Raw genomic sequence first — 21565 nt, 5'->3', positions numbered from 1 at the left:
TCAAATATTGTACCAGAATAAGGCAATTAGAATAAAAAGCTCATGATAATACTTAAACGAAGGGATGGTGGTCTTATGAGAGTTTTGCTGATCGGGCAAAAAATTGTCACTCTTGAGGACCTCAATTCCTATTTTTTTGAGCATCATGTTCATGGGTATGTCAGTGCAGGCGCACCAAATTTGCTTAGTCTTGATATTGTCCGTCAATGTGGTATACATATGATAATTTGTCAGTCGTCAGATTATACATTGGAACATTTGTTGACATTTATGAATAAGGTGAAAGAGCATGATTCAAAAATCATGACTTTATTAATAACAGATCTTTCAGAATTGCCTAAGATTAATGAGTCAATGTTAGATTTAATTGACGATTTTTTAGTCGTCCCATTTACACCTTCAGAATTTCATACCAGAATAATTAAATTGATATCAAAATCCACAAGTCCGCATAGCAAGGTGAGTGCTGAAGAACGCTTAAAAAGTATACTCGCCTTGATGTCTGAGCATCCTGAATTAAAAAATGAAGAATATTTAAATCGTGAAATTGATGATTATAGTGAAGATGAGGATGTATTTATCCCTGATTCGGACATTTTGAATTCGAAAATATCATTCGACAAGGATAGTAATAAATTCGGGATTGCTCCAATAGAGTTGAATGGAAAAATCCAAGAGGAGTGCAAATCGACGGTTGATGATAAATCATTTATTGTCGAGACTGATTCGAATCTTGAAATAGCTCCGGAAATAGAATCGGAAGGCGTCGATTTTACGAGTCCTGGCTTAACGGGTCTGACCCCGTCTGAGACCCCGTCTGCACTTTCTAAGAAAGAAAATAACATTTCGGATAATATTGCCGAGGATAAATTACAAATTGAAAATGATAATTCTGATTTTTGGAAGTCCTTAAAATATCAAGAGTTAATGGAAGGTATCGATTTTGACAAAGAGCCATTATTAAGTGAATTTAAAAAACTAAAGTATGAAGATATATCCGAAGAGAACATTGAAACTTCAAGTAAAGATAATTCAAAACTCACCGAAATTGAGAACATATCCAAAGATACAAAAAATATCCTTGAGATTCATAATGTTGAACAAGATAGTGAAATGACGAGAGAAAGTTGGGCTGGCAAGTTCCTCGAGATTCTAGGTCGCTTAATTTATTTTTTGCTCATAGTTTTCCTGGTCCTTTTGTCTGTTGTTGTAGTAAAAAGTTATTATGATGGTGGAATTGCAGTGATTTCAGACTATGGAATATACTCAAACACTGGTGAGTTTCAAAATTCAAACCCCAATTTAATGAAGAACAGTTATCCAGGAGCGCTGATCGTGACAGGCGGGGTCAGACCCAGTACACCATTTGGGAATCATATTTTGTTAATTCTGCCTTGGTTAGGCTACATTGTTGATTATGCAAAAACACCGATAGGGTTTTTGATTGTTATTGTTGCACCACTTTTATTAATTTTCATTATCGAAATATACTACTGGAATCAAAGCAGAAAAGCCAAGTATTACTGAAATTATTTCAATAATAAGTTGGAGGTAAAAAATGATCTTTAATCAACCTGGATATAGAAATTCAATGGAAGTTTTAAAAATTGTAAAGGAAGCTGCAATAACAAATGGGATAGACACCGTTATTATTGCTTCAACTTCTGGTGAGACTGCCCGAAATGCCCTTAAAGAATTTGATTTTGTAGTTGAACGTGACAGCTGGGGTCAGACCCGCGAAGCCGAGACCCGCGACAGCAAATCTGGCTTCACCAACCGCCAAATCAAGAACCTCATCGTTGTCTCCCATGTTACGGGGTTTGAATCTCCGGACAGTGTCGAAATGACACCTGAAGTCAGAGCAGAACTCGAATCAGCAGGGGCCAAAGTTATTACTGCGGCTCACAGTTTGGGCGGCATCGGTCGGGCTGCGCGGATCAAATTTGGGACCTACGGCACAGATGAGTTAATCGCCCACGCGCTTAGATTATTTGGCGAAGGGACCAAAGTTGCCATTGAGGTCGCTATGATGGCTGCTGACGCCGGCGCCGTTTCGACCCAGCGGCGGCTGATTTCAATCGGCGGCAGCACCAGTGGCGCTGATGCCGCCCTGATTCTACAGCCCGCCAACACCCACCGATTTTTCGACCTCCGCGTAGACGAAATTCTTTGCAAGCCGGCAGTATCTAAGGCCTGGTTCAAGCAAAAAAATGAAAGCGAAAGCGAGGATGCCAGCCGATGAACCGTCGACGCACCTTCCTCAGCGGCGCAAAACTCGGCATCCCGATCGCGATTGGCTATATCCCGATCGGGATTGCTTTTGGTGTTTTGGCGTCCTCCACCGGCATTGAAACCGGCATCGGCGTGGCATTGTCATCCATCCTATACGCTGGCGCGAGTCAGTTTGTCGGCGTGGGCATGATGGCCGCAGGCGCATCGACCGTCGAAATTGTGGCAACCACCTTGATCCTGAATTTCAGGCATTTCATCATGTCTTCATCTCTGTCACAGCGACTTCCCGCGACCATCGGCAAACGCTTCTTGGCAGTTCTGGCCTTTGGGGTCACGGATGAGTCCTTTGCCGTCGCGTCCGTCCAGCCGCAGCGCATTTTCGAGCCCTGGACGCTGCTTGGCCTGAACACAATCGCTTACCTCGCGTGGAATACGGGCACCTTGATTGGCTTTCTCTTAGGCGATGCCATACCGGGAGCCTTGGCCGCGAGCATGGGGATCGCCCTGTATGCCATGTTTATTGGCCTTCTCGTCCCAGGCCTTAAAGGAAATCTGCCGATGGTCACTGTAGCCCTCATCTCCATCACAATCAGCAGCCTGATCTATTACTTGCCACTATTTTCGGGTCTCGCCAGCGGGTGGAGGATTTTGATAGCAACACTGATCGCTGCAGGCGCAGGCACAAAACTGCTTGAAAAGAAAAGTTTTCTCGAAAATGACTCCAGCCGGGAAGGGGGGACTTAAACATGACTGATCCATTTCTGCAATTCATCACGGTCCTGCTTATGGCTTTGGTCACTTACCTGCCTCGGTTAATTCCGATGACGCTTTTACGGGGCCGAAAACTTAGCTCTGGACTTCAAAATTTCTTGAAATGCGTTCCTTTCGCGGTGCTCGGCGCACTCATTTTTCCTGAGATCCTGTATTCGACAACCTCTGTTTCTTCGGCTGCAGTTGGTCTAGCTGTGGCGCTTGCGCTTTCCCTGCTGCGTCTGAATGTCGTCCTGGTTGTTTTGGGCAGTATCCTCGCTGTGTTTCTCAGTGCTTGACACGTGGGGTCAGACCCGGGTGGACATAATAAAAGTTAAGCAACCATTGAACACACGGGGTCAGACCCACAAAAAAACAACCCCAAATAGTAACCCACAATAACTTAATAAATCGCCTTGTTTCGCAGTTGATATAAAATATCTTATATGGTAATATATGGATGTGAGGAAGCTGTGCATTTTCATCACAGAATGTTATTTCCTATTCATTACCATCGAAGTATTAAATCATTGAAAAGGGGCGTATTTCTTTTTGAGATTTGAATTAGGTAAAATGGAAGATCGAAGAGCTACATTCACCGGAGAGTTTGTCAGACTAGGTATAAAAGGCGGATGAAAGGGAACCTTAGAAACCATTCTACTCAAAAATATTAAAGACATCAGCGGCCGTCCAATAACAAATCATTTATGGTTCAATTACACCAAAGGGTTTATGTCACTTGGAGACCTCAAGGAAGGAGATCTCATTCAATTTGACGGGCGAAGCAAAGCCTACCTAAAAGGTTACAAAGGCCGCAGAATTGATGTATATAAACCTGTAGAATGGGACTACAAGCTTTCATACCCTACAAAAATAAAGCTATTAAAATAGTACATTTACATCTCGACCATTTGACTCTTGACAAAGTAAATTTCCATTTACAACGAAAAACCTTCCAGTGGAAAGTCTAAAATTCTGACTTTTCGCTGGAAGGTTTTTCCTACCTTGTTTTTCAATCCGGATAAATCATCGACTGCTTCACCTTGGCTGAAATAGCCTCGTTTTTCAACACCTTCAAAATCTCAAATGCAAAGTAGGCCGCAGTTCCAGCGCTTCGGGATGTGATAAAATTTCCATCATGCTCCACTCTGTTTTCCGACAGGATCGCGCCCTTCAGGTAGTCCTCAAAGCCGGGAAAACACGTCGCGCGCCTGCCCTTTAAAAACCCGCGCTTTCCAAGCACCAGCGGCGCCGCGCAAACCGCCGCGATGAGCAGCTCTTTCTTCACTGCGTCATGCAGCAGCCGGTCCACGTCCCGCGACTCATCCAGGTGCGTCGTCCCCGGCATACCGCCCGGAAGCACCACAGCCTCCACAGTCTCATCCAGGGCAACCTCACCAATCAGCGCATCCGCCATGACCTTAATGTGATGCGCGCCTGTCACCTGAAGATGTGTGCCGATGGAAACGGCAGTCACCTCCACGCCACCGCGTCTCAGGATATCTATTGTACTGATAGCTTCAATTTCCTCAAATCCCTCTGCAAGTAACACATAGACCATTGTAATCACCTCGTCGTTTATATACCCAGAATTCAATGATAATTTAAAACCTCGCGAAAATTTGGGAATGGTTGTGGGGAGGGGTGACCATCGGCAGAATCACTTAAATCACTTAAATCATTAAAATTTCAATTAAACGAAATCATTTTGTAACTTTGCTTGCTTTATGACGCAATATACTATAGAATGGAATTTGGCCGAAATGCCGCTTGAATTCAATAATTACTTACTGTTTATGTCATAGAGGTCTTGCAAACCCGGAACTTTTCACTTTAAGGCCGAATGGCTGATCATTTCAAGCGATTGTAATTTCTGCAATTCGAAAAAAGGAAGGTATTTAATGGAACCTATCAAATTTAGTAGTTTTAACTGCTCCGAGGCAATTCTCAAAGCTGTCAGCGACATGGGATTCGAGGAAGCGACACCAATTCAGGCACAATCTATCCCATTTATCTTAGAAGGTAAAGACGTCATTGGCCAGGCCCAGACGGGCACAGGCAAAACCGCTTCGTTCGGGATCCCGCTTCTTGAGAAGATTGATCCGAAAAACAAGCAACCCCAGGCCCTCGTGCTTTGCCCAACCCGTGAGCTCGCCATTCAGGTGGCGGAGGAGATCGGGCGCCTCGGCAAGTACATCCGCGGCATCAAATCCGTGCCAATTTACGGCGGACAGCCCATTGACCGGCAGATTCGCGTCCTTAGATCAGGCGCGCAGATTGTTATCGGTACACCGGGCAGAGTCATTGACCACCTGAAGCGCGGCACGCTGAAGCTGCACGAGATCAAATTCCTCGTGCTGGACGAAGCGGACGAGATGCTCAACATGGGCTTCGTAGAGGACATTACGGAAATTCTCAAGACGGTTCCGCCTGAGCGTCAGACAGTGCTGTTTTCTGCGACTATGCCAAAGGCGATCCTCGACATCACGAACCGGTACCAGCGCAATCCGGAGCTGGTGAAGGTCGTCCACAAGGAGCTGACATCGACGAATGTCGAGCAGTTTTACCTCGAAGTTCACTCCCGCGACCGCGTTGAAGTGCTGTCGAGACTCCTTGACATGTACCAGCCGAAGCTTTCGCTGGCGTTCTGCAACACCAAGAAAAAAGTTGACGAAGTCACGGCGCAGCTTCAGACGCGCGGTTTCTCCTGCGATAAAATTCACGGCGACATGAAGCAGCAGCAGCGTGACGCGGTCATGGACCGATTCCGAACGGGCGCCATTGAGCTTTTGGTGGCGACGGATGTCGCGGCGCGTGGCCTCGATATCACTGGGGTAGAGTGCGTTTTCAACGTGGATGTGCCACAGGATGAAGAGTATTATGTCCACCGTATCGGCAGAACCGGACGCGCGGGCAAAGACGGCATGTCCTTCACGTTTGTCAGCGGCAAGGAATTCCTGCTGATGAAGGACGTCATGCGCTACACGGCGAAGAAGATTCAGCGCCATGAGATTCCGTCCATCGCCGACATCGAGGAAATCAAGGCGAAGGAACTCGTCGATAAAATTAAACTGGAATCAGAGTCAGGCGGCCTCGAGAAATACTATGCCATCCTCGAAGCAATGGCAGAGGAGGGTATGACCTCCCTGGAGGCAGCGGCGATCCTCATGAAGATGGAGCTCGAGCGCTACAAAGTTGAGTCCAGCAACGTTTGCGAGATCAGCAGCGGCGGCTTCGGCGACACTGGCGCTGGCAATGGTATGGTGCGACTGTTTATCAATGTCGGCAAAAACATCAGCCTGGAGCCGCGCGACGTCATTAAGTGGATCACCTCCGAAACCACGGTCACCGGCGAACAAGTTGGCAACATTGACATCTACGAGAACTTTTCGTTTGTCGAAGTTCCGGAAGCCCGTGCCAATGAGGTCTTTGAGATCCTTAAAAACGCAAAGCTCAAAGGCAAACGCGTCCGCATTGACAAGGCCCGAGGCCGCAGCGGCGGCGGAGATAACCGTTTTGACCGCAAGCCACGCAGCGGCGGCGGTGAAAAAACCTACAAAGGCCGTGACGCACGCCATTCAGGTTCCGGCGACAAGAGCTATGGCAGCTCAGATCGTCCGAAGCGCAAGTACAAGCCCGCTGAGTAATTTTTAAAGCCCATATTTTCCGCCGATGGTCCCACAACCCCACATCATCGCCAGTCGTGGCAAGTGAAGGGGAGGGGCATTGGAGTTGGATTAGGAACAAAATAGGATAAGACCCGGAAAACCCACTGCCTGCGGCGGTGGGTTTTTTATCGTATCAAAGGTGTGGAAGCCGATTGCCTGAGGCAAGCGGCTTCCTTTAAAGAGGGCGGTATTTAGCTGATCTAATCTAACTTATAATTTTGCGGGTTTGGCTCCTTCAAAACCTAGCAGGTCTGACCCCGATGAATCAGACCCCAATGAATCTATCCCGATGAATAACAGTATATTTTCATTAGTGAAGGGTATACATAAAACGGACTGGAAATGTAAAAATTTTGGTATTGGAGGTTCAAAGTTATGTGCGGACGCTATTTTGTCGATGAAGCCTTTGAAGAAATACTGCGGCGTTATAAAATCCACGACGTCCCTGAGGTGGTATGGACGCCTCGTGAAGTATTTCCCACTAACGAAGCGCCAGTTGTCATAAAGACAAAGGATGAAGTTCGCGCAGGCTTAATGAAGTGGGGCTTTGTTTATCCCAATATGAGCCGGCCGGTCATCAATGCGCGAAGTGAAACAGCCGGGGTCAAACCCGCATTCAAAGACGCTCTGAAAAAGCGGCGCTGCATTGTGCCGGCTTCGGGTTTTTTTGAGTGGCATGGTGAAAAAGGGGATCGGACAAAGTTTAGAATTGAGAGGCCGGAGAAATCGATCGTTTCTTTTGCTGGACTTTATGCGCCATTTACTGCAGCGGATGGGAATCGTTTTTTTGCTTATGTCATTTTGACGCGTCAAAGCTCACCGCCGGTTTCTGAAATACACGATCGGGAACCAATTATTTTAAACGAAGAGCATGAGGGGATTTGGCTGGATCAGGGGACCACAGAAGCAGAAATTGAGCTTCTCATGCGGCAAGCTGGTCCATTGGTCATGTTGAATGCCGTTTGAAGCAAAATTATGGTTGATCTCACCTCGTCGACCCAATATTACGTCAACCTGGGTCTGACCCCGTCTGTCCTACATTACGTCAACGCGGGTCTGACCCCGTATGTGACCCCGTCTATCCAACTTTACGTCAACTCAGGTCTGACCCCGCCTGCCACCCCGCCTGCCACGCCGCCTGTCACCACGACACCCACCGTCAAAAAGAATTTTGACACAACTTTTCAATTTTTCTTCAAAATCGTCAATCTCTTAGACGTTTTTTTGACATTATGACTATATACTCAAGTCAAAGAGAAGCACATGAGCAACGAATGAAGTACTTTGATGGGACCATCGGCACAGACGGGCTCTATGGGATGAAGATCAAAGCCTTCAATCTTTTCTAAATGAGTGGACTTAATTTCACAAAAATTTAGATCACCGTAACCCCAAACGCGACCAATATAATATAAGGAGTGACATTCGAATGCTTAGCAATCAACAGATCGAAAGCGCAATGAAAGTCAAACTGAAGGACATTTTCCCTGAGCTGCCGGCGTACCCGACCTTCGTCGAAGGCATCCGCCGCGCGCCAAAGCGTGCCATGACCCTGACCAAGGACGAAATTGGCCTCGCTCTCAAAAACGCGCTCCGCTACGTCCCTGAAGAGTGGCATGAGACCCTCGCGCCGGAATTCCTCGACGAGCTCCTGACTCACGGCCGCATCTACGCTTACCGTTTCAGACCGCAGGGCAACCTCGTTGGCCGTCCAATCGATGAATACAAAGGCCGCACCCTCGAAGCCAAGGCTTTCCAGGTCATGATTGACAACAACCTCGACTTCGCGATTGCGCTTTATCCTTACGAACTCGTTACTTATGGGGAGAGCGGACAAGTCTTCCAAAACTGGATGCAGTACTGGCTCGTCAAAGGCTACCTCGAAATCATGACTCAGGATCAGACCCTCCACATTGAGTCCGGCAACCCTAAGGGCCTCTTCAAGTCTTCTCCGGAAGCGCCGCGCGTCATCATCACCAACGGCCTCATGATCAGCCAGTTCGACACGGCTGAAGGCTTTGCCCGCGCTGCGTCCCTCGGCGTCGCCAACTACGGCCAGATGACCGCAGGCGGCTGGATGTACATCGGACCACAGGGCATCGTTCACGGCACTTACAGCACCATCCTTAACGCAGGCCGCAGAAACAAGGGGCTCGCGGACGACGCGGATCTCGCCGGCCAGCTCTTCGTCACCTCAGGCCTCGGCGGCATGAGCGGCGCCCAGGGCAAAGCTGCTGAGATCGCCAACGGCGCGGCTATCGTCGCTGAAGTCGACTGGTCCCGCATCGAGACGCGCTTCTCCCAAGGCTGGGTTTCCTCCGTCGCCAAAACGCCAAAAGAAGCCTTCGACAACGCCTACAAATATATGGCCGATGGTGTCGGTCACGCCATCGCCTTCCACGGCAACATCGTCGATCTCCTTGAGTATGCCGATGAGAACAACATCCACATCGACCTCCTCTCCGACCAGACCTCCTGCCACGCAGTCTACGAGGGCGGCTACTGCCCGGCTGGCATGACCTTTGAAGAGAGAACAGCGCTGCTGGGGTCAGACCCGGTCCTCTTCAACAAGAAAGTCGACGAGACCCTGAGACGTCACTTTGAAGTCATCAAGCGCCTCACCGCCAAGGGCGTCTACTTCTTCGACTACGGCAACTCCTTCATGAAGGCGGTTTACGACGCCGGCGTCACCGAAATCTGCAAAAACGGCGTGAACGAGCTCGACGGCTTCGTCTTCCCGTCCTATGTAGAAGATATCCTCGGCCCACTCCTCTTTGACTATGGCTACGGCCCGTTCCGCTGGGTCTGCCTCTCCGGCACGGATGAAGACCTCATCAAAACCGATATGGCTGCTATGTCCGTCATCGACCCGAACAGACGCTTCCAGGACCGCGACAATTACGTCTGGATCCGCGATGCCATGAAGAACAAACTCGTCGTTGGCACCAAGGCCCGCATCCTCTATCAGGACGCCCTCGGCCGCATGAATATTGCCCTCAAGTTCAACGAAATGGTCAGAAACGGTGAGATTGGCCCGGTCATGCTCGGTCGCGACCACCACGACACCGGCGGCACCGACTCCCCATTCCGCGAGACTTCCAACATTAAAGACGGCTCCAACATCATGGCCGAGATGGCGACGCACTCCTTCGCGGGCGACGCGGCGCGCGGCATGAGCCTCATTGCCCTCCACAATGGCGGCGGCGTCGGCACCAGCAAGGTCACCAATGGCGGCTTCGGCCTCGTCCTCGACGGCAGCCTCCGCGTCGACGCGATCATTCAGCGCGCGATTCCGTGGGATGTCATGAACGGTGTCTCCCGACGCGCATGGGCGCGCAATGAGAACTCCATCAGCACGGTCGTCGAGTACAACCAGATCCGCGGCGGCCAGGACATCCTCGCCCTCCCGTATGTGGCGGATGATGCAATGATTCAGTCTGCGGTTGAAAAGGCGCTGGCTGGCAAATAGACTACTTTTTAGTCGAGCAGGGTTGTCCGGGCGGCGGTGTGCTGGCCCGGATGACCATCGGCATGAACTTCTTTTGTAATTATGACCTAAGCCCAGTCGTCCAGAACGTCAACGTTTCCATGGCCTTGAAAATTTATATAGAGCAAGTACACAAAACCATTTTAGCCGATGGTTCCATGTACGCCCAATATAGATTTTCCAAGCTCTATGGGGCAACTGACGCTGTGGGGGGCTGGGCTTTTTACGCCTAAATCATTTAAAACGGGCGCCGGGACGATGTTAAATGTTATGCAGAGTAATTGAAAATACGTTTCTGTAATGAAAACAAAAATAAATTTATATTATTTTGTGATTTGAGTCACTTTACTTCTAATTGAGATGTGTTATCATTTAATGTGAAAGCACTTAGTTAGGAGTGAAGACTATGAATGATAAGAAAATGCTGACTCCAGCGGAAATTGCTGAAACCGCGGTTGACACCGCGACTAAGAAAACCAGTCTTGCCCCGTCTGTTCAACTTGTACTCGCCATCCTTGCCGGCGCCTTTATAGCGTTCGCTTCCCAAGGCTCAACTATGGCGGCATTCAATTTGTTTGCTGAACCTCAGACTTATGGCTTGGGCAAAGTCCTTGCAGGCGCCATTTTTGGAACCGGCCTCATGCTGGTCATATTGGCGGGCGGTGAGCTTTTTACCGGGAACACGTTGATGATGGCAGCAGTTTTATCAAAAAAGGTGCGCGTTTCTGCCATGCTGAAGAACTGGGTTGTGGTATTCGCAGGAAATTTTGTTGGCGCGATGCTTGTCACGCTCATGATCGTGGTCTCAGGCCAACTGGACAGCGGGGGAGGGCTCCTTGGGGGTCAGACCTTGAAGATCGCCGTCCATAAAGTGAATCTTCCGTTTTTCTCAGCGTTTTTTCTCGGTATTATGGCCAACTGGCTGGTCACGTTGGCGGTATGGCTTTCCTACGGTGCGCGGGATATGACAGGCAAGATCCTGGCGATCTTTTTTCCCATTTGGCTGTTTATCACTTCGGGCTTTGAACACAGCATTGCCAACATGTATTACGTGCCTGCGGGCATTCTGGCAAGAGCCAATCCTGAATGGGCAGCTGCCTCAGGGCTCTCTGCCGATGTTCTCGATACCCTTACCTGGCCAAATTTTCTCCTGGGCAATCTGCTGCCTGTAACCCTGGGCAATATTGTAGGCGGGGCGATTTTCGTCGCCGGAGCCTATTGGTTTGTTTACCTGAAAAATAAGAAGGATCCAAAGCAGGATCCGCTTTCCAGATTTATTAATGCGGCGTAGGTTATGCAGGTCTGCGGCTTGAGAGTATCGACCCCGCCTGTTCATTAGCGGGTATGTGCTGCGGTTTACGCCTATTAGCGCCTATTGACCCCATCTGCTCAACCCCGTCTGATCATGCAGGTCTGACCCCGTCTGTTCACCCCGTCTGTTCATTATGAGTTACCTTTTTAGGAAATTGCAATTATTTGAATTTATAAATTCTTTTGTTCCGTAAGGCGGAAGTTGAAACGTTGATTTTACTGCGTTCCACCTGGTGGGATATTCAATAAATCTGAATAATTTCTTGATTAAATGGACAAAGTGAAATTTTTATTGTGAAGGATTGCATCGGGTAATTATCAGAAATTTTATAAATACGAAATTTAACTGTGCAAAAACTATAAATTATTTTATTAATACAATAATTCAAACAAACTATTGTGAAATTAATATAGACATGTTACTATGATGTTGTTAAATTAAAGACAATAAAAGCTGTAATTATTTATCCGCCATCATAAAATAAAATGGATAACATTTATAGGAGAGAGATGAATGAACGAGAAGAAAATGCTGACCCCAGCAGAAATTGCAGAAGCTACTGTAGAAACGGCAAAGAAAAAAGCGGCGCTTAGTCCTATTTCACAATTGTTACTTGGTGTCCTCGCGGGCGCATTTATAGCATTTGCGTCACAAGGATCCAATATGGCAGCATTTAATTTGTTTGCAGATCCATCGACTTACGGCATGGGTAAGGCGCTCGCTGGCGCTATCTTTGGAACAGGCTTGATGTTGGTCATCCTGGCCGGCGGGGAACTCTTCACAGGAAATACCCTGATGGTCGCTGCCGTCATGATGAAAAAAATAACGCCAAGTCAAATGTTTAAAAACTGGGCAACGGTTTATTCCGGAAACTTTATTGGCGCAATGCTGGTCACTTTTATGATTGTCTATTCCGGACAGCTTAACAGCGGCGGCGCGCTCCTTGGTGGCCAGACTATCAAGATCGCGGCTTACAAGGTTAACTTGCCATTTCATTCTGCTTTATTCCTCGGAATTATGTGCAACTGGCTGGTCACGTTGGCAGTATGGCTCTCCTACGGCGCTAAGGATATGACCGGCAAGATCCTTGCAATTTTCTTCCCGATTTGGCTGTTCATCACCTCTGGCTTCGAGCACAGCGTAGCGAACATGTATTATATTCCTGCCGGTATCCTCGCAAAAGCGAATCCGGCTTGGGCGGAGGCATCGCACCTATCGGCAGAGGTTCTGAGCACTTTGACCTGGAAGAACTTCCTGGTAGGGAACCTGCTTCCTGTCACGCTGGGCAATATCATTGGCGGCGTCGTCTGTGTCGGCGGTGCATACTGGTTTGTCTACCTCAGATCCAAAAAGACACCTCAGCACGATCCGCTGACGACTTTCGTTAAGAAAGCGGCGTAAACAACTTGATTTTGATAAAACCCTCTGTGTTGCTGCACAGGGGGTTTTTTATGAACAGACGGGGTCAGACCCGCAAAGCACTTCACAGCCATTGCAATGCCCACAAGATTCAAAAAAGTTACGGATTATGACAATCACGTGAGGCACTTGTGATTTTGTTGTATAATGAATTAAACAGAGCTTTTGTACACCGAAATTTCTCATCCAAGCCCAAATATTTAATGTATTTTGAATGATTCCTATAGAACTCATCCTCCAGGAGGCGTTGACATGGTTCCAGCAATTGAACTGAAGCTCCTCGGGATTCCCGCGGTTTACGCCGGCGGCAAGCCCGTCAATATGACTCTCAAAAAAGCCGAAGCCATCCTTTACTTCATGGCCGTTGAGACGACCAGCACCCGGGACGCTCTTTGCCGCATATTTTGGCCGGACAGCGACACCGAATACGCACGCCGCAGCCTGCGCAACGCCCTCTACCTGATCCGCAAGCACGTAGCTGAGGACCTGCTCTCCATGCCAAACCACTCCAGCGTCCAGCTCAACAAGGACGCCGTCTGGCGCTGCGACCTCTGGGAGCTTGAACCGGTGCAGGCTGTCACCCGGGAAGACCTGACCCTTCTGAGCGGTTTCTCCTTTAAAGAAGACGAATTCTTCCAGGAGTGGCTCATCGACCAACAGCGCAGCGTCCAGCAGAAAATTTTCGACCACCACAAAAAAACCGCGTACCGGCTGGAGGAAGAGGACGACTATGCCGAAGCCGCCAAGGCCCGCGAGAAAATGGTCCTTATCGACGCCTACGACGAAGACAACATCCGCGCCCTGATGAGCCTCTACCTGCGCACCTCGGAGTACAATCACGCCATCGAAGTCTACCAGAAACTGATGCGCACCATGAAGGACGAGCTTGGCGTCGTGCCGGACAGCGACACGACCCGCCTCTATGAAAAAATCCTGGAACTCAAGGGCAAGCAGACCGCTCAGGCCACTGCCAGCCCCAAGTCCTACTTCTTTGGCCGCTACGACGAGCTGACTGCCATTGAAGAGGAGCTCTTCAATTTTCTGGAGAATCACCACCACCGCCACATCCTCATCACCGGGGAAGCCGGCATAGGTAAGACCGCCCTGGTCGAGCGCGTCATCAGCGCACTGGAGCTCAGCGAGAAATCCGCCGCGCCTTCATACGAACATACCTATGACCATCAGGCGGACCAAGTTCATAAGATGACCATCGGCATCAAAAAAGAAAAAAAATTTGCCGATGGTCCCACCGCCAGCCCCTCCACCATGCCGCCACACCAGCTCCCCGTCAAAGTAATGCGGGCGGCGGCGTACCCCATGGAGCACGACCTGCCGTACCGAATTTTCCGCGGCATCCTGAGGGAAATGCTTCAGGAGCTCGGCGAGACCGGCACCAGCCGCATTTTTGGCTTCGCGGATTTTGTGACGCCGGCCATGGCGACCCAAGGCCTGGAAGGGGACGAGCGCATCCGCTACGAGGACATGGTGCAGGAGGTCAGCGACCTGGTCAGCCGGTATTCCCAGCGCCGAAACGTGGTTTTGGTCTTCGAGGATCTCCACTGGGGTCAGACCCACTCAATCAATCTCCTCCTGGAGCTCATTCGAGAGCACCTGAAAAACGTCATGGTCATCATGACCTCCAGGGACGTCAAATCCAAAGCGCTGGATTTCATGACGGCCTGCGGCTGCAAAGAAAAATGGCTGCTCCGCGTGCCCCTGTCACGCTTTTCACCGGTCGAGGCCCGGCAGTTCCTGCGAAATGGTCTGCGCAATTCGACCGTGACCTTGGACGAGGCGGCCATGTCCCGCTATATCGAGGCCTCCGAAGGCAACACGCTGCTGCTGCGCGAATACCTGGACCTGATCAACGAGGGGACGATAGATAAGCTCGACACCCTGAAGTTCGACGAGCTCATGCGTTCGAAGCTCATTGGCCTCTCGGAGCCCGCCCAGCGCGTGGCGGATGTCGCCGCGCTGTTCATGGAATCCCCGGATTATGAGGCGATCCAGGCCATCGCTGCCTACGAGGACGTGGAGCTGGTGGACCTGATCGAAGCCCTCAGAGGCGCGGGGATCCTTGAGGAGTGGGTGGACGGCGAGCGCCTGATCTACCATTTTACCCACCAGAAGCTGAAGGATTACCTCACCGAGCAAATTTCCGTCACCCGCCGCAGGATCCTGCATAAAAAGATCGCGGATTATTACGAGCACCTTTACGCCCAGCGCGGCGGCGTCTCTGTCCTGCCTTATGTCATCCATCACAGCCGCCTGGCCTCGGACGCCCGCCGCGAGTATCGCTACCGCGTCATCTACGGCCGCCGCTATCTCGACCGCTGGCATGAAGTGTTCAGCGGCCAGAATGTCGACCTCGAAGGGGGTCTGACCCTGGAGGACAAGGTTATGCAGTCCATCGATGAGGCCCGCAGCCGGCTGGACGCCAGGGACGAGAGCATTGCCACCTATGATCACCAGGTCCTTTACATGCGGGGCCGCCGTGCCATTCGCGAAGGGCGTTATGCCGATGGTCTCGAGTCCATCGACAAAGCCATCCGCTACTTCGAGATTCACCGCTGCGAAGACTTGCTGGAGCTCTGTCTCCTTCAAAAGATCTACTATGCGATCCAAACCGGCAAGCTGGAACTGTTTGACTCGCTCCTCAGCGAGCTCGGCCACCTTATGGGCGGACCGGGAGAACCGACCGGGGATCTCATTCACGTTTTCTGGCGCCTCAAAGGGCTTCATGCCACACTGAGCGGTGACACGGAAAGCGCTCAAAAATATCTGATGATGGCCCTTCAATACCTCGAGCCACTGACAGAAGAGCAGCCGCGGACCCATTCCGCCATGGCCGCTACTTTAAATTACCTGGCTATGGCTTACGAAGGAGAAGCACGTTACGATGAGGCTTTCCACACCCTGACCCGCGCCCTTGACCAAGCCGAACGCAGCTTGCCGTCCAACGGCCTCGCCCTGATTCTTACCAACCTGTCCCTGGCACAGTTCAGGCAGGGCAGAATGGACCAGTCCCTGGAGTCTGTCGTAAGGGCCGTTGAGATCTTCGAGCTGACCAAGAGCATTTGGGGCCGGGCCAAGGCGGAGGCCCATCTCGCCCGCCTAATGGATATTGCGGATATCCCCGAAAGCGTCGATGAGCATCTCGGTCGCGCCAGAGATTATGCCCAGCTCATGGGCAATCCTTATGAAATACGGTTTGTGCAGGAAGCCGAGGCGGAAATTCGGTCGCATCCGTATCATTTAAAACATGCAGGGCAATAAAGAACTGCGGTGCTGCAAAAATGCAGGTCTGCGCTGCGGCTTTCGCCTATCTGCGCCTATTGACCCCGCGTGCATCAATAAAACTGCAGGTCTGACCCCGTTAAATTAACCTCGTTTGTTTAAAACAATGTGGGTCTGCGGCTGTGCCTATTGACCCCACGTGTTCACGTGGGGTCAATAGGCACAGCCGCAGACCCGCATTCAGAATGTTATTCAATTTCCCTAGTTTTGTTTCTCTTCCAGCGCCGCAATCTGACTGGAAAAATAATGCCACGGAGCCGGATCAGACTTGGTGCCAGCCGCATCCGCCAATATCCCCGGCAGCGCCCTGAAGCTCAGGGCCGTTCTCTTGGCAGGATGGTAAAATCTTATTTCGTAAGACCAAAGTCCAATAGGGTTGCCATCCTTGACAAAGTCCGGGTTATATTTGGCATCCCCCAAAATTGGAAAACCGCTTGCCGAAAGCTGCACGCGAATCTGATGACGTCGGCCGGTGAGCAGCAGCACATCCAGCAGGGCGAGAGGGGACACAGTCCCCGAAATCACAGCCTCGGTCCGCCCAATGACGCGATATTTCAGCTCCGCCGTCTGCCCCGCAGGGCCGGAAGCGACTTCGACCACATTGCCCGGTGTGATCCTCAGCTGGTGGATCAGATGGCCGCTGTCGTCGATGGGCTGGCCCTGTACCACGGCTAGGTAGCGTTTTTTGATGCGGCCATCGGCAAATTGGGCACTCAGGTGGCCCGCTGCCTCCCGGGTCTTGGCATAGACCATGACGCCGCCCACCGGACGGTCGAGGCGGTGCACGAGCTTCGCGGTCTTGCCGGACTCGCCGGACGCTTTCATGTGGGCCTGAACGGCCTCCAGCAGAGAAGGGGCCTTGGTCGGATCCGGCTGGCACGGCATGCCTGGGGGCTTCACAACCACGATGACGTGCTTGTCTTCAAACAAAATTTTCAGCATTGTTATGTCTCCTTTTTTTCACACTTGTATCTGCGATTGAAGTATGTGTATAATAGTCCTAATCTTGTGCAAATTAACGGTACCGGCCATGACCTTGTGGTGCTGCCCGACCGGAGGTGTCACATGCAGCTGAACCTGAAACGGTGGCTCGGCGCTATGCTTGCCCTGAGCTTAAGTTTAATCGTTTCTTTCGTTACGATCAACCATTTCGACGCTATTGTCGCGTGGATCGCGAAAATTGCCGGCGCCACGACCCCGTTCATCATCGGTCTCGTGATCGCTTATATCCTCGACCCGGTGGTCAGCTTCCTGACGCGGACCTTCAAGTTTGGGCGGGTCGCGGCCATCGGCGTGCTTTATCTTTTGCTCCTGGTCATTTTGGCCGGATTCGGCTGGCTGGTTGTGCCGATGGTCATTGACAACGCCTCCGAGATCATTGCAGACGTCCCGCGGCTCATCAGCAGGGCGAACACGGAGCTGTCCGACAGCGGGATCCTCCAGAACGAAACAGTACAAGAGGCGCTGGTCTCCATCCGCGGACGACTGGCGGAATGGGCCAACATCCTGCTGTCCAACCTGACCCAGGGGCTCATGAGCGTCACCTCCGCGGTGTTCAGCACCATGATCGGGATCGTCGTCTCCATCTACACCCTGATCGACAAGAAGCGCCTTCAGACCTCCATGGCGAGACTTTGCCGCGCGGCCTTCGACGAAACGCGGGCCCAGTCCATTTTCGACTGGAGCGCCAAGATCCACGAGATCTTTTCCAAGTTTATGACGGGGCTCATTGTCCAGGCCACCATTGTGGGCGTGCTGTCCTTCATAGGCATGACGGTCCTGGGGGTTCGGTACGCCGCGATCTTCGGACTGCTGCTGGGTCTCACCAACGTGATCCCGTATGTGGGCCCGTTTATTGGGGCCATCCCGGCGGTGGGCATTACGCTGCTTTATAATCCGCTGAACGCCCTGAAGGTTGCCATTCTGATTGTGGTGGTCCAGCAGATCGACGCGAACCTGGTCGGCCCTCGCATCATGGGCAATTATATAGGGCTTCGGCCCATGTGGATCGTGCTCGCCATCTCCCTGGGCGGCTCCTTCGGCGGCATGATTGGCATGATCTTGTCGATTCCGGTCGCCGCGATTCTCAACATCGTCCTGATGCACGTTATTGAAAAGAAGGAAAGAATGGCGACAGAGACGGAAGAACCAATTTAGAAGGAAGAAAGGAAGGAAGGCGGTGTCAGACACCTTCTTCCGAGGTGAAACTCGGTGTCGAAACTTGGTGTCAGCGGCTAGCGCCTGTCAACCCCGAGTTTTACCTGACACCGCCTTCCCCCAAAGCTCATCCAAATTCCCTAATGAGAGAAAGGAACATCAGAAAATGCCAGACTTAACGAATTTGAAAACAAGCTGCCACGACACCAAAAATATTGCCTCCCACGATAAAATGCGAAAGCCGGAGTGGCTGAAAATTAAAAAGGGCGAGATGCGGGACATCATTGAAGTAGAAATGATGCTCTCCGCGAATCAGCTGCATACTGTCTGCAGAGAAGCCAACTGCCCAAACCGCATGGAGTGCTTTGGCAACAAGACAGCGACCTTTTTGATCATGGGGCCGAACTGCACCCGCGGCTGCCGCTTCTGCAACGTCACCAAGGAAGCACCGCTCTGCCTGGATTCCGAGGAACCGTCACGCGTCGCACAGGCCGTGGTGGAGCTTGGACTCAAGCATGCCGTCGTTACCTCCGTCACCAGAGATGATTTAGCCGATGGCGGCGCATCCCACTTCGTCGCCGTTATTAGAGCGATTCGCGAAGCTTCTCCAGGCACTTCGGTTGAAGTCCTGATCCCGGATCTTCGCGGCAATTGGGACGCCCTTGAAGTCATCATGAATGAGCGCCCTGATATTTTAAACCACAACGTTGAGACCATTGAGCGTCTTTATCCAGAAATCCGGCCCGAGGCGGTTTATACGAGATCCCTGGAGCTGCTGAAGCGTGCGAAAGCCATGCAGCCTGAAATTTTAACGAAATCCGGTCTGATGCTGGGTCTTGGCGAAACTGAAGAGGAAGTCCTCAAGCTCCTGTCGGACCTTAGGGCTCATGAGGTGGATCTGGTGACCATCGGCCAATATCTGCCGCCTTCTGCGGCGCATTATCCGGTAAAGGAATATGTACATCCTGAGGTGTTCGAGCTGCTTTCGAAAAAGGGCATGGCCATGGGCTTCCAGGACGTGTCCTCCGGGCCGCTGGTGCGAAGCTCCTACAACGCCGGGAAAGTTTACGACCAGATTCAGGATCAAGGCCACGCTTAGGCGGGCACGTTTGACAGCATTGCAGGTCTGCGGCTGCGCCTATTGACCCCGCCTGTCATTATCCCTTCACGTCCAGCCATAAATGGTGTACACTTAAGACGACTATAAATGTTACTTCTCCGGTGATTATAAATTTTAGTGTTTCTTCGGCAGTCTGCCAAGTTTGAAAATTTTCAACTCGTTTCATTTTACTGATTAATCACCGGAACACTATGATGGAGGCTAATCCAATGAAAATTCCAATTTACCATCTCGACGCGTTTACGGACCGGCAGTTTGCCGGGAATCCATCGGCCATCTGCCCGCTGGAGGAGTGGATTGACGACGAGCTTATGCAGAAGATTGCTCGGGAGAACAATCCATCGGAAACTTCTTTTATTGTTAAACGCGACGGGTATTATGAAGCGCGCTGGTTCACTACCAACAAGGAGCTCGACCTGTCCGGTCACGGCACGCTGAGCAGCGCCTACGTGGTGTTCACCAAACTTCAGCCGGAGCTCGACCGCGTCAAGTTCAAGACCAACAGCGGCATTCTTGAAGTCTATAAAGAGGGCGATCACCTGGCTATTGATTTGCCGGCGCGACCTGCGGTAAGGTCAGAAATGCCCTACGAGCTGGTCCTCGCCCTGGGCAAACTCCCTAAGCATGTGTATCGCTACGCGACCCGGGACTATATGGTCATCTACGACGACGAGGACCAAATCCTCGATCTCGACCCTGACTTCGAGGAACTTCTCAAGGTTCAGACACACGGCGTCATCTGTACCGCGCCTGGACATGACGTCGACTTCGTGTCGCGCTATTTCTTCCCAGTCACCGGCAAGGATGAGGATCCCGTCACAGGTTCCGCCCACTGCACCCTGGCACCTTATTGGAATTCTGTGCTGAATAAAGGCGTCATGACGGCGAAGCAGCTTTCCAAGCGCGGCGGCAGTCTTCAGGTCGAGGTCATTGGCGACCGCGTCAAGCTCATGGGCAAAGTCGTCACTTATATGGAGGGGACCATTACCGTCTAGGTCCTTCCGAGTTGAAAAGGAAATCAAATTATGTGGTTTGATGCAGCAGCTTCAATGATTATGGCTATGACGTCAGATGCCGCGGCAGTGCCGGGTCCGCTTGGGAACTTTTCAGCCTTCCTGGTGTCCTGGACGCCCCTCGGCGACTGGCAGCTCGAGCTTCTGCTTTGGCTCCAGGCTCTTCGTCATCCGGTCCTGACCTGGATTATGGGCGCGGTGACCATGCTGGGCGACGACCTGTTCTACGTCGCGGTGCTTTCGGTGATGTACTGGACCAGTTCAAGTGATTTAGAAGGTGGTCACCTCGCCAGACACCACAGCCTTACCTCAAGTCCCAATCTATACTCAGACAGCGCCAAAAGACTTCAGAATCGTCAAAACACCTTCGATCTCATGCAGCTGGTGGTGTTTTCCGTACTGCTCAACCTTGTCATTAAAAACCTTGTGGACGCGCCTCGTCCCTTTGAGGACTTCGCTGTGATTGAAGGCCTTTGGACCTTCACCGCAGGGGGTGCCTCGTTCCCGAGCGGCCACGCCCAGACCGCGGCGACCTTTTGGATGGCCCTGGTTTCGGCGGGGGCGGGCGTTGGGATGGGGAAGCGGGGTCGTCTAGCGACCATCGGCATAGCCTGTGCTTTTATTTTTCTGATTTCCTTGTCCCGTCTTTACCTGGGCGTACACTGGCCCCAGGATGTGCTGGCCGGTGGGCTGATTGGAGGCGTGCTGGGCTTAATAGGTCCGACTCTTTTAAGAAGATTCAGCAGATGGTGCTTAATCCCCACATTCGCCCTGTCCGGCATAGGTATTGTCGTCTTTTGGGATCATTCCGCGGTGCAGCTGACCAGTCTCCTGATTGGCGCGACCATAGGGCACGCTCAGACGGGGTCAGACCCAGTGTGGCGTGCGAAGCCGGTTTGGATGTTATTGGGCATCATGGCTGTCGCGGCGGCTTATGGGACGACAACGTGGCTGTTAACTGCGTTTGGTTTGCCGCCGCTGATTGTCGATGGTTTGGCTACCCTGGAAACTGGTTTAATGATCACCTGGGGGGTGCCGGCGCTTTTGGAAGCTGTCACAAGCGGGTTTGAGCGGGTCTGACCCCGTCGGTTTACTTTTGCAGGTCTGCGC

Annotated in this window: 17 protein-coding genes; 15 read left to right on the top strand and 2 right to left on the bottom strand. The window is 51.3% G+C overall.

All coding sequences use genetic code 11. The annotated features are described in order from the left end of the window. Positions 1-75: 75 nt before the first annotated feature. From AC4PHM_RS04505 to AC4PHM_RS04490, 4 genes are read left to right on the top strand one after another with little or no spacing between them, the layout of a single operon-like run. Positions 76-1527: a hypothetical protein gene (locus tag AC4PHM_RS04505; RefSeq protein WP_492019707.1), complete on the top strand. Its 1452-nt coding sequence runs from the start codon at positions 76-78 to the stop codon at positions 1525-1527. Positions 1528-1558: 31 nt separating this feature from the next. Beyond that, a complete protein-coding gene (locus tag AC4PHM_RS04500) occupies positions 1559-2242 on the top strand; it encodes a hypothetical protein (protein WP_492019705.1) in 684 nt (227 codons plus the stop codon). Beyond that, positions 2239-2976: an AzlC family ABC transporter permease gene (locus AC4PHM_RS04495; RefSeq protein ID WP_492019704.1), complete on the top strand. Its 738-nt coding sequence runs from the start codon at positions 2239-2241 to the stop codon at positions 2974-2976. Before AC4PHM_RS04500 ends, AC4PHM_RS04495 begins: the two co-directional genes overlap by 4 nt. A gap of 2 nt (positions 2977-2978) precedes the next feature. After that, the gene (locus AC4PHM_RS04490) at positions 2979-3281 is read left to right on the top strand and encodes an AzlD domain-containing protein (RefSeq protein ID WP_492019703.1); all 303 of its coding nucleotides are present in this window, start codon (positions 2979-2981) and stop codon (positions 3279-3281) included. 713 nt (positions 3282-3994) lie between these two features. Here AC4PHM_RS04490 and AC4PHM_RS04485 read toward each other — a convergent pair. After that, on the bottom strand, positions 3995-4543 hold the full coding sequence (locus tag AC4PHM_RS04485) for a DJ-1 family glyoxalase III (RefSeq protein WP_492019702.1): 549 nt from the start codon (positions 4541-4543) through the stop codon (positions 3995-3997). Between the two features lie 340 nt (positions 4544-4883). Here AC4PHM_RS04485 and AC4PHM_RS04480 point away from each other — a divergent pair, with 340 nt between their 5' ends. From AC4PHM_RS04480 to AC4PHM_RS04450, 7 genes are all read left to right on the top strand, one after another. Next, a complete protein-coding gene (locus tag AC4PHM_RS04480) occupies positions 4884-6629 on the top strand; it encodes a DEAD/DEAH box helicase (RefSeq protein ID WP_492019701.1) in 1746 nt (581 codons plus the stop codon). A 396-nt stretch (positions 6630-7025) separates the two neighbouring features. After that, the gene (locus AC4PHM_RS04475) at positions 7026-7616 is read left to right on the top strand and encodes an SOS response-associated peptidase (RefSeq protein ID WP_492019700.1); all 591 of its coding nucleotides are present in this window, start codon (positions 7026-7028) and stop codon (positions 7614-7616) included. Between the two features lie 463 nt (positions 7617-8079). Continuing rightward, entirely contained in the window at positions 8080-10119 is a 2040-nt protein-coding gene (gene hutU / locus AC4PHM_RS04470; RefSeq protein ID WP_492019699.1) for a urocanate hydratase, read from the top strand. Positions 10120-10157: 38 nt separating this feature from the next. After that, positions 10158-10370: a hypothetical protein gene (locus AC4PHM_RS04465; RefSeq protein ID WP_492019698.1), complete on the top strand. Its 213-nt coding sequence runs from the start codon at positions 10158-10160 to the stop codon at positions 10368-10370. 173 nt (positions 10371-10543) lie between these two features. Beyond that, on the top strand, positions 10544-11428 hold the full coding sequence (locus AC4PHM_RS04460) for a formate/nitrite transporter family protein (protein WP_492019697.1): 885 nt from the start codon (positions 10544-10546) through the stop codon (positions 11426-11428). A gap of 534 nt (positions 11429-11962) precedes the next feature. Further along, a complete protein-coding gene (locus AC4PHM_RS04455) occupies positions 11963-12850 on the top strand; it encodes a formate/nitrite transporter family protein (protein ID WP_492019696.1) in 888 nt (295 codons plus the stop codon). Between the two features lie 270 nt (positions 12851-13120). Continuing rightward, positions 13121-16144 (top strand): ATP-binding protein, encoded by a 3024-nt coding sequence (locus tag AC4PHM_RS04450; RefSeq protein WP_492019695.1) that lies wholly within the window; start codon positions 13121-13123, stop codon positions 16142-16144. Positions 16145-16366: 222 nt separating this feature from the next. Here AC4PHM_RS04450 and AC4PHM_RS04445 read toward each other — a convergent pair whose 3' ends face one another. Continuing rightward, positions 16367-17107, bottom strand: coding sequence for an RluA family pseudouridine synthase (locus AC4PHM_RS04445; RefSeq protein WP_492019694.1), 741 nt, complete (start codon positions 17105-17107; stop codon positions 16367-16369). Positions 17108-17230: 123 nt separating this feature from the next. Here AC4PHM_RS04445 and AC4PHM_RS04440 point away from each other — a divergent pair, with 123 nt between their 5' ends. From AC4PHM_RS04440 to AC4PHM_RS04425, 4 genes are all read left to right on the top strand, one after another. Next, complete coding sequence (locus AC4PHM_RS04440) at positions 17231-18322, top strand: AI-2E family transporter (RefSeq protein WP_492019693.1); 1092 nt, start codon at positions 17231-17233, stop codon at positions 18320-18322. A 166-nt stretch (positions 18323-18488) separates the two neighbouring features. Then, positions 18489-19421: a lipoyl synthase gene (gene lipA / locus AC4PHM_RS04435; RefSeq protein WP_492019692.1), complete on the top strand. Its 933-nt coding sequence runs from the start codon at positions 18489-18491 to the stop codon at positions 19419-19421. A gap of 230 nt (positions 19422-19651) precedes the next feature. Next, positions 19652-20437 (top strand): PhzF family phenazine biosynthesis protein, encoded by a 786-nt coding sequence (locus AC4PHM_RS04430; protein WP_492019691.1) that lies wholly within the window; start codon positions 19652-19654, stop codon positions 20435-20437. A 30-nt stretch (positions 20438-20467) separates the two neighbouring features. Continuing rightward, on the top strand, positions 20468-21535 hold the full coding sequence (locus AC4PHM_RS04425; protein ID WP_492019690.1) for a phosphatase PAP2 family protein: 1068 nt from the start codon (positions 20468-20470) through the stop codon (positions 21533-21535). Positions 21536-21565: the final 30 nt, after the last annotated feature.

It is taken from the genome of Acidaminobacter sp. QWL-03 (genome assembly GCF_058683855.1).
The sequence above is the reverse complement of the archived record's forward strand: the minus strand, read 5'-3'. Positions and strand labels throughout refer to the sequence as shown.

What these genes read in the sequence shown, in the direction of transcription:
- AC4PHM_RS04440 (WP_492019693.1), top strand. Translation starts at nt 17,231, where the DNA reads ATGCAGCTGAACCTGAAACGGTGGCTCGGCGCTATGCTTGCCCTGAGC.
- AC4PHM_RS04495 (WP_492019704.1), top strand. Translation starts at nt 2,239, where the DNA reads ATGAACCGTCGACGCACCTTCCTCAGCGGCGCAAAACTCGGCATCCCG.
- AC4PHM_RS04450 (WP_492019695.1), top strand. Translation starts at nt 13,121, where the DNA reads ATGGTTCCAGCAATTGAACTGAAGCTCCTCGGGATTCCCGCGGTTTAC.
- AC4PHM_RS04475 (WP_492019700.1), top strand. Translation starts at nt 7,026, where the DNA reads ATGTGCGGACGCTATTTTGTCGATGAAGCCTTTGAAGAAATACTGCGG.
- hutU (WP_492019699.1), top strand. Translation starts at nt 8,080, where the DNA reads ATGCTTAGCAATCAACAGATCGAAAGCGCAATGAAAGTCAAACTGAAG.
- AC4PHM_RS04430 (WP_492019691.1), top strand. Translation starts at nt 19,652, where the DNA reads ATGAAAATTCCAATTTACCATCTCGACGCGTTTACGGACCGGCAGTTT.
- AC4PHM_RS04445 (WP_492019694.1), bottom strand. Translation starts at nt 17,107, where the DNA reads ATGCTGAAAATTTTGTTTGAAGACAAGCACGTCATCGTGGTTGTGAAG.
- AC4PHM_RS04490 (WP_492019703.1), top strand. Translation starts at nt 2,979, where the DNA reads ATGACTGATCCATTTCTGCAATTCATCACGGTCCTGCTTATGGCTTTG.
- AC4PHM_RS04460 (WP_492019697.1), top strand. Translation starts at nt 10,544, where the DNA reads ATGAATGATAAGAAAATGCTGACTCCAGCGGAAATTGCTGAAACCGCG.
- AC4PHM_RS04500 (WP_492019705.1), top strand. Translation starts at nt 1,559, where the DNA reads ATGATCTTTAATCAACCTGGATATAGAAATTCAATGGAAGTTTTAAAA.
- lipA (WP_492019692.1), top strand. Translation starts at nt 18,489, where the DNA reads ATGCCAGACTTAACGAATTTGAAAACAAGCTGCCACGACACCAAAAAT.
- AC4PHM_RS04425 (WP_492019690.1), top strand. Translation starts at nt 20,468, where the DNA reads ATGTGGTTTGATGCAGCAGCTTCAATGATTATGGCTATGACGTCAGAT.
- AC4PHM_RS04505 (WP_492019707.1), top strand. Translation starts at nt 76, where the DNA reads ATGAGAGTTTTGCTGATCGGGCAAAAAATTGTCACTCTTGAGGACCTC.
- AC4PHM_RS04455 (WP_492019696.1), top strand. Translation starts at nt 11,963, where the DNA reads ATGAACGAGAAGAAAATGCTGACCCCAGCAGAAATTGCAGAAGCTACT.
- AC4PHM_RS04480 (WP_492019701.1), top strand. Translation starts at nt 4,884, where the DNA reads ATGGAACCTATCAAATTTAGTAGTTTTAACTGCTCCGAGGCAATTCTC.
- AC4PHM_RS04485 (WP_492019702.1), bottom strand. Translation starts at nt 4,543, where the DNA reads ATGGTCTATGTGTTACTTGCAGAGGGATTTGAGGAAATTGAAGCTATC.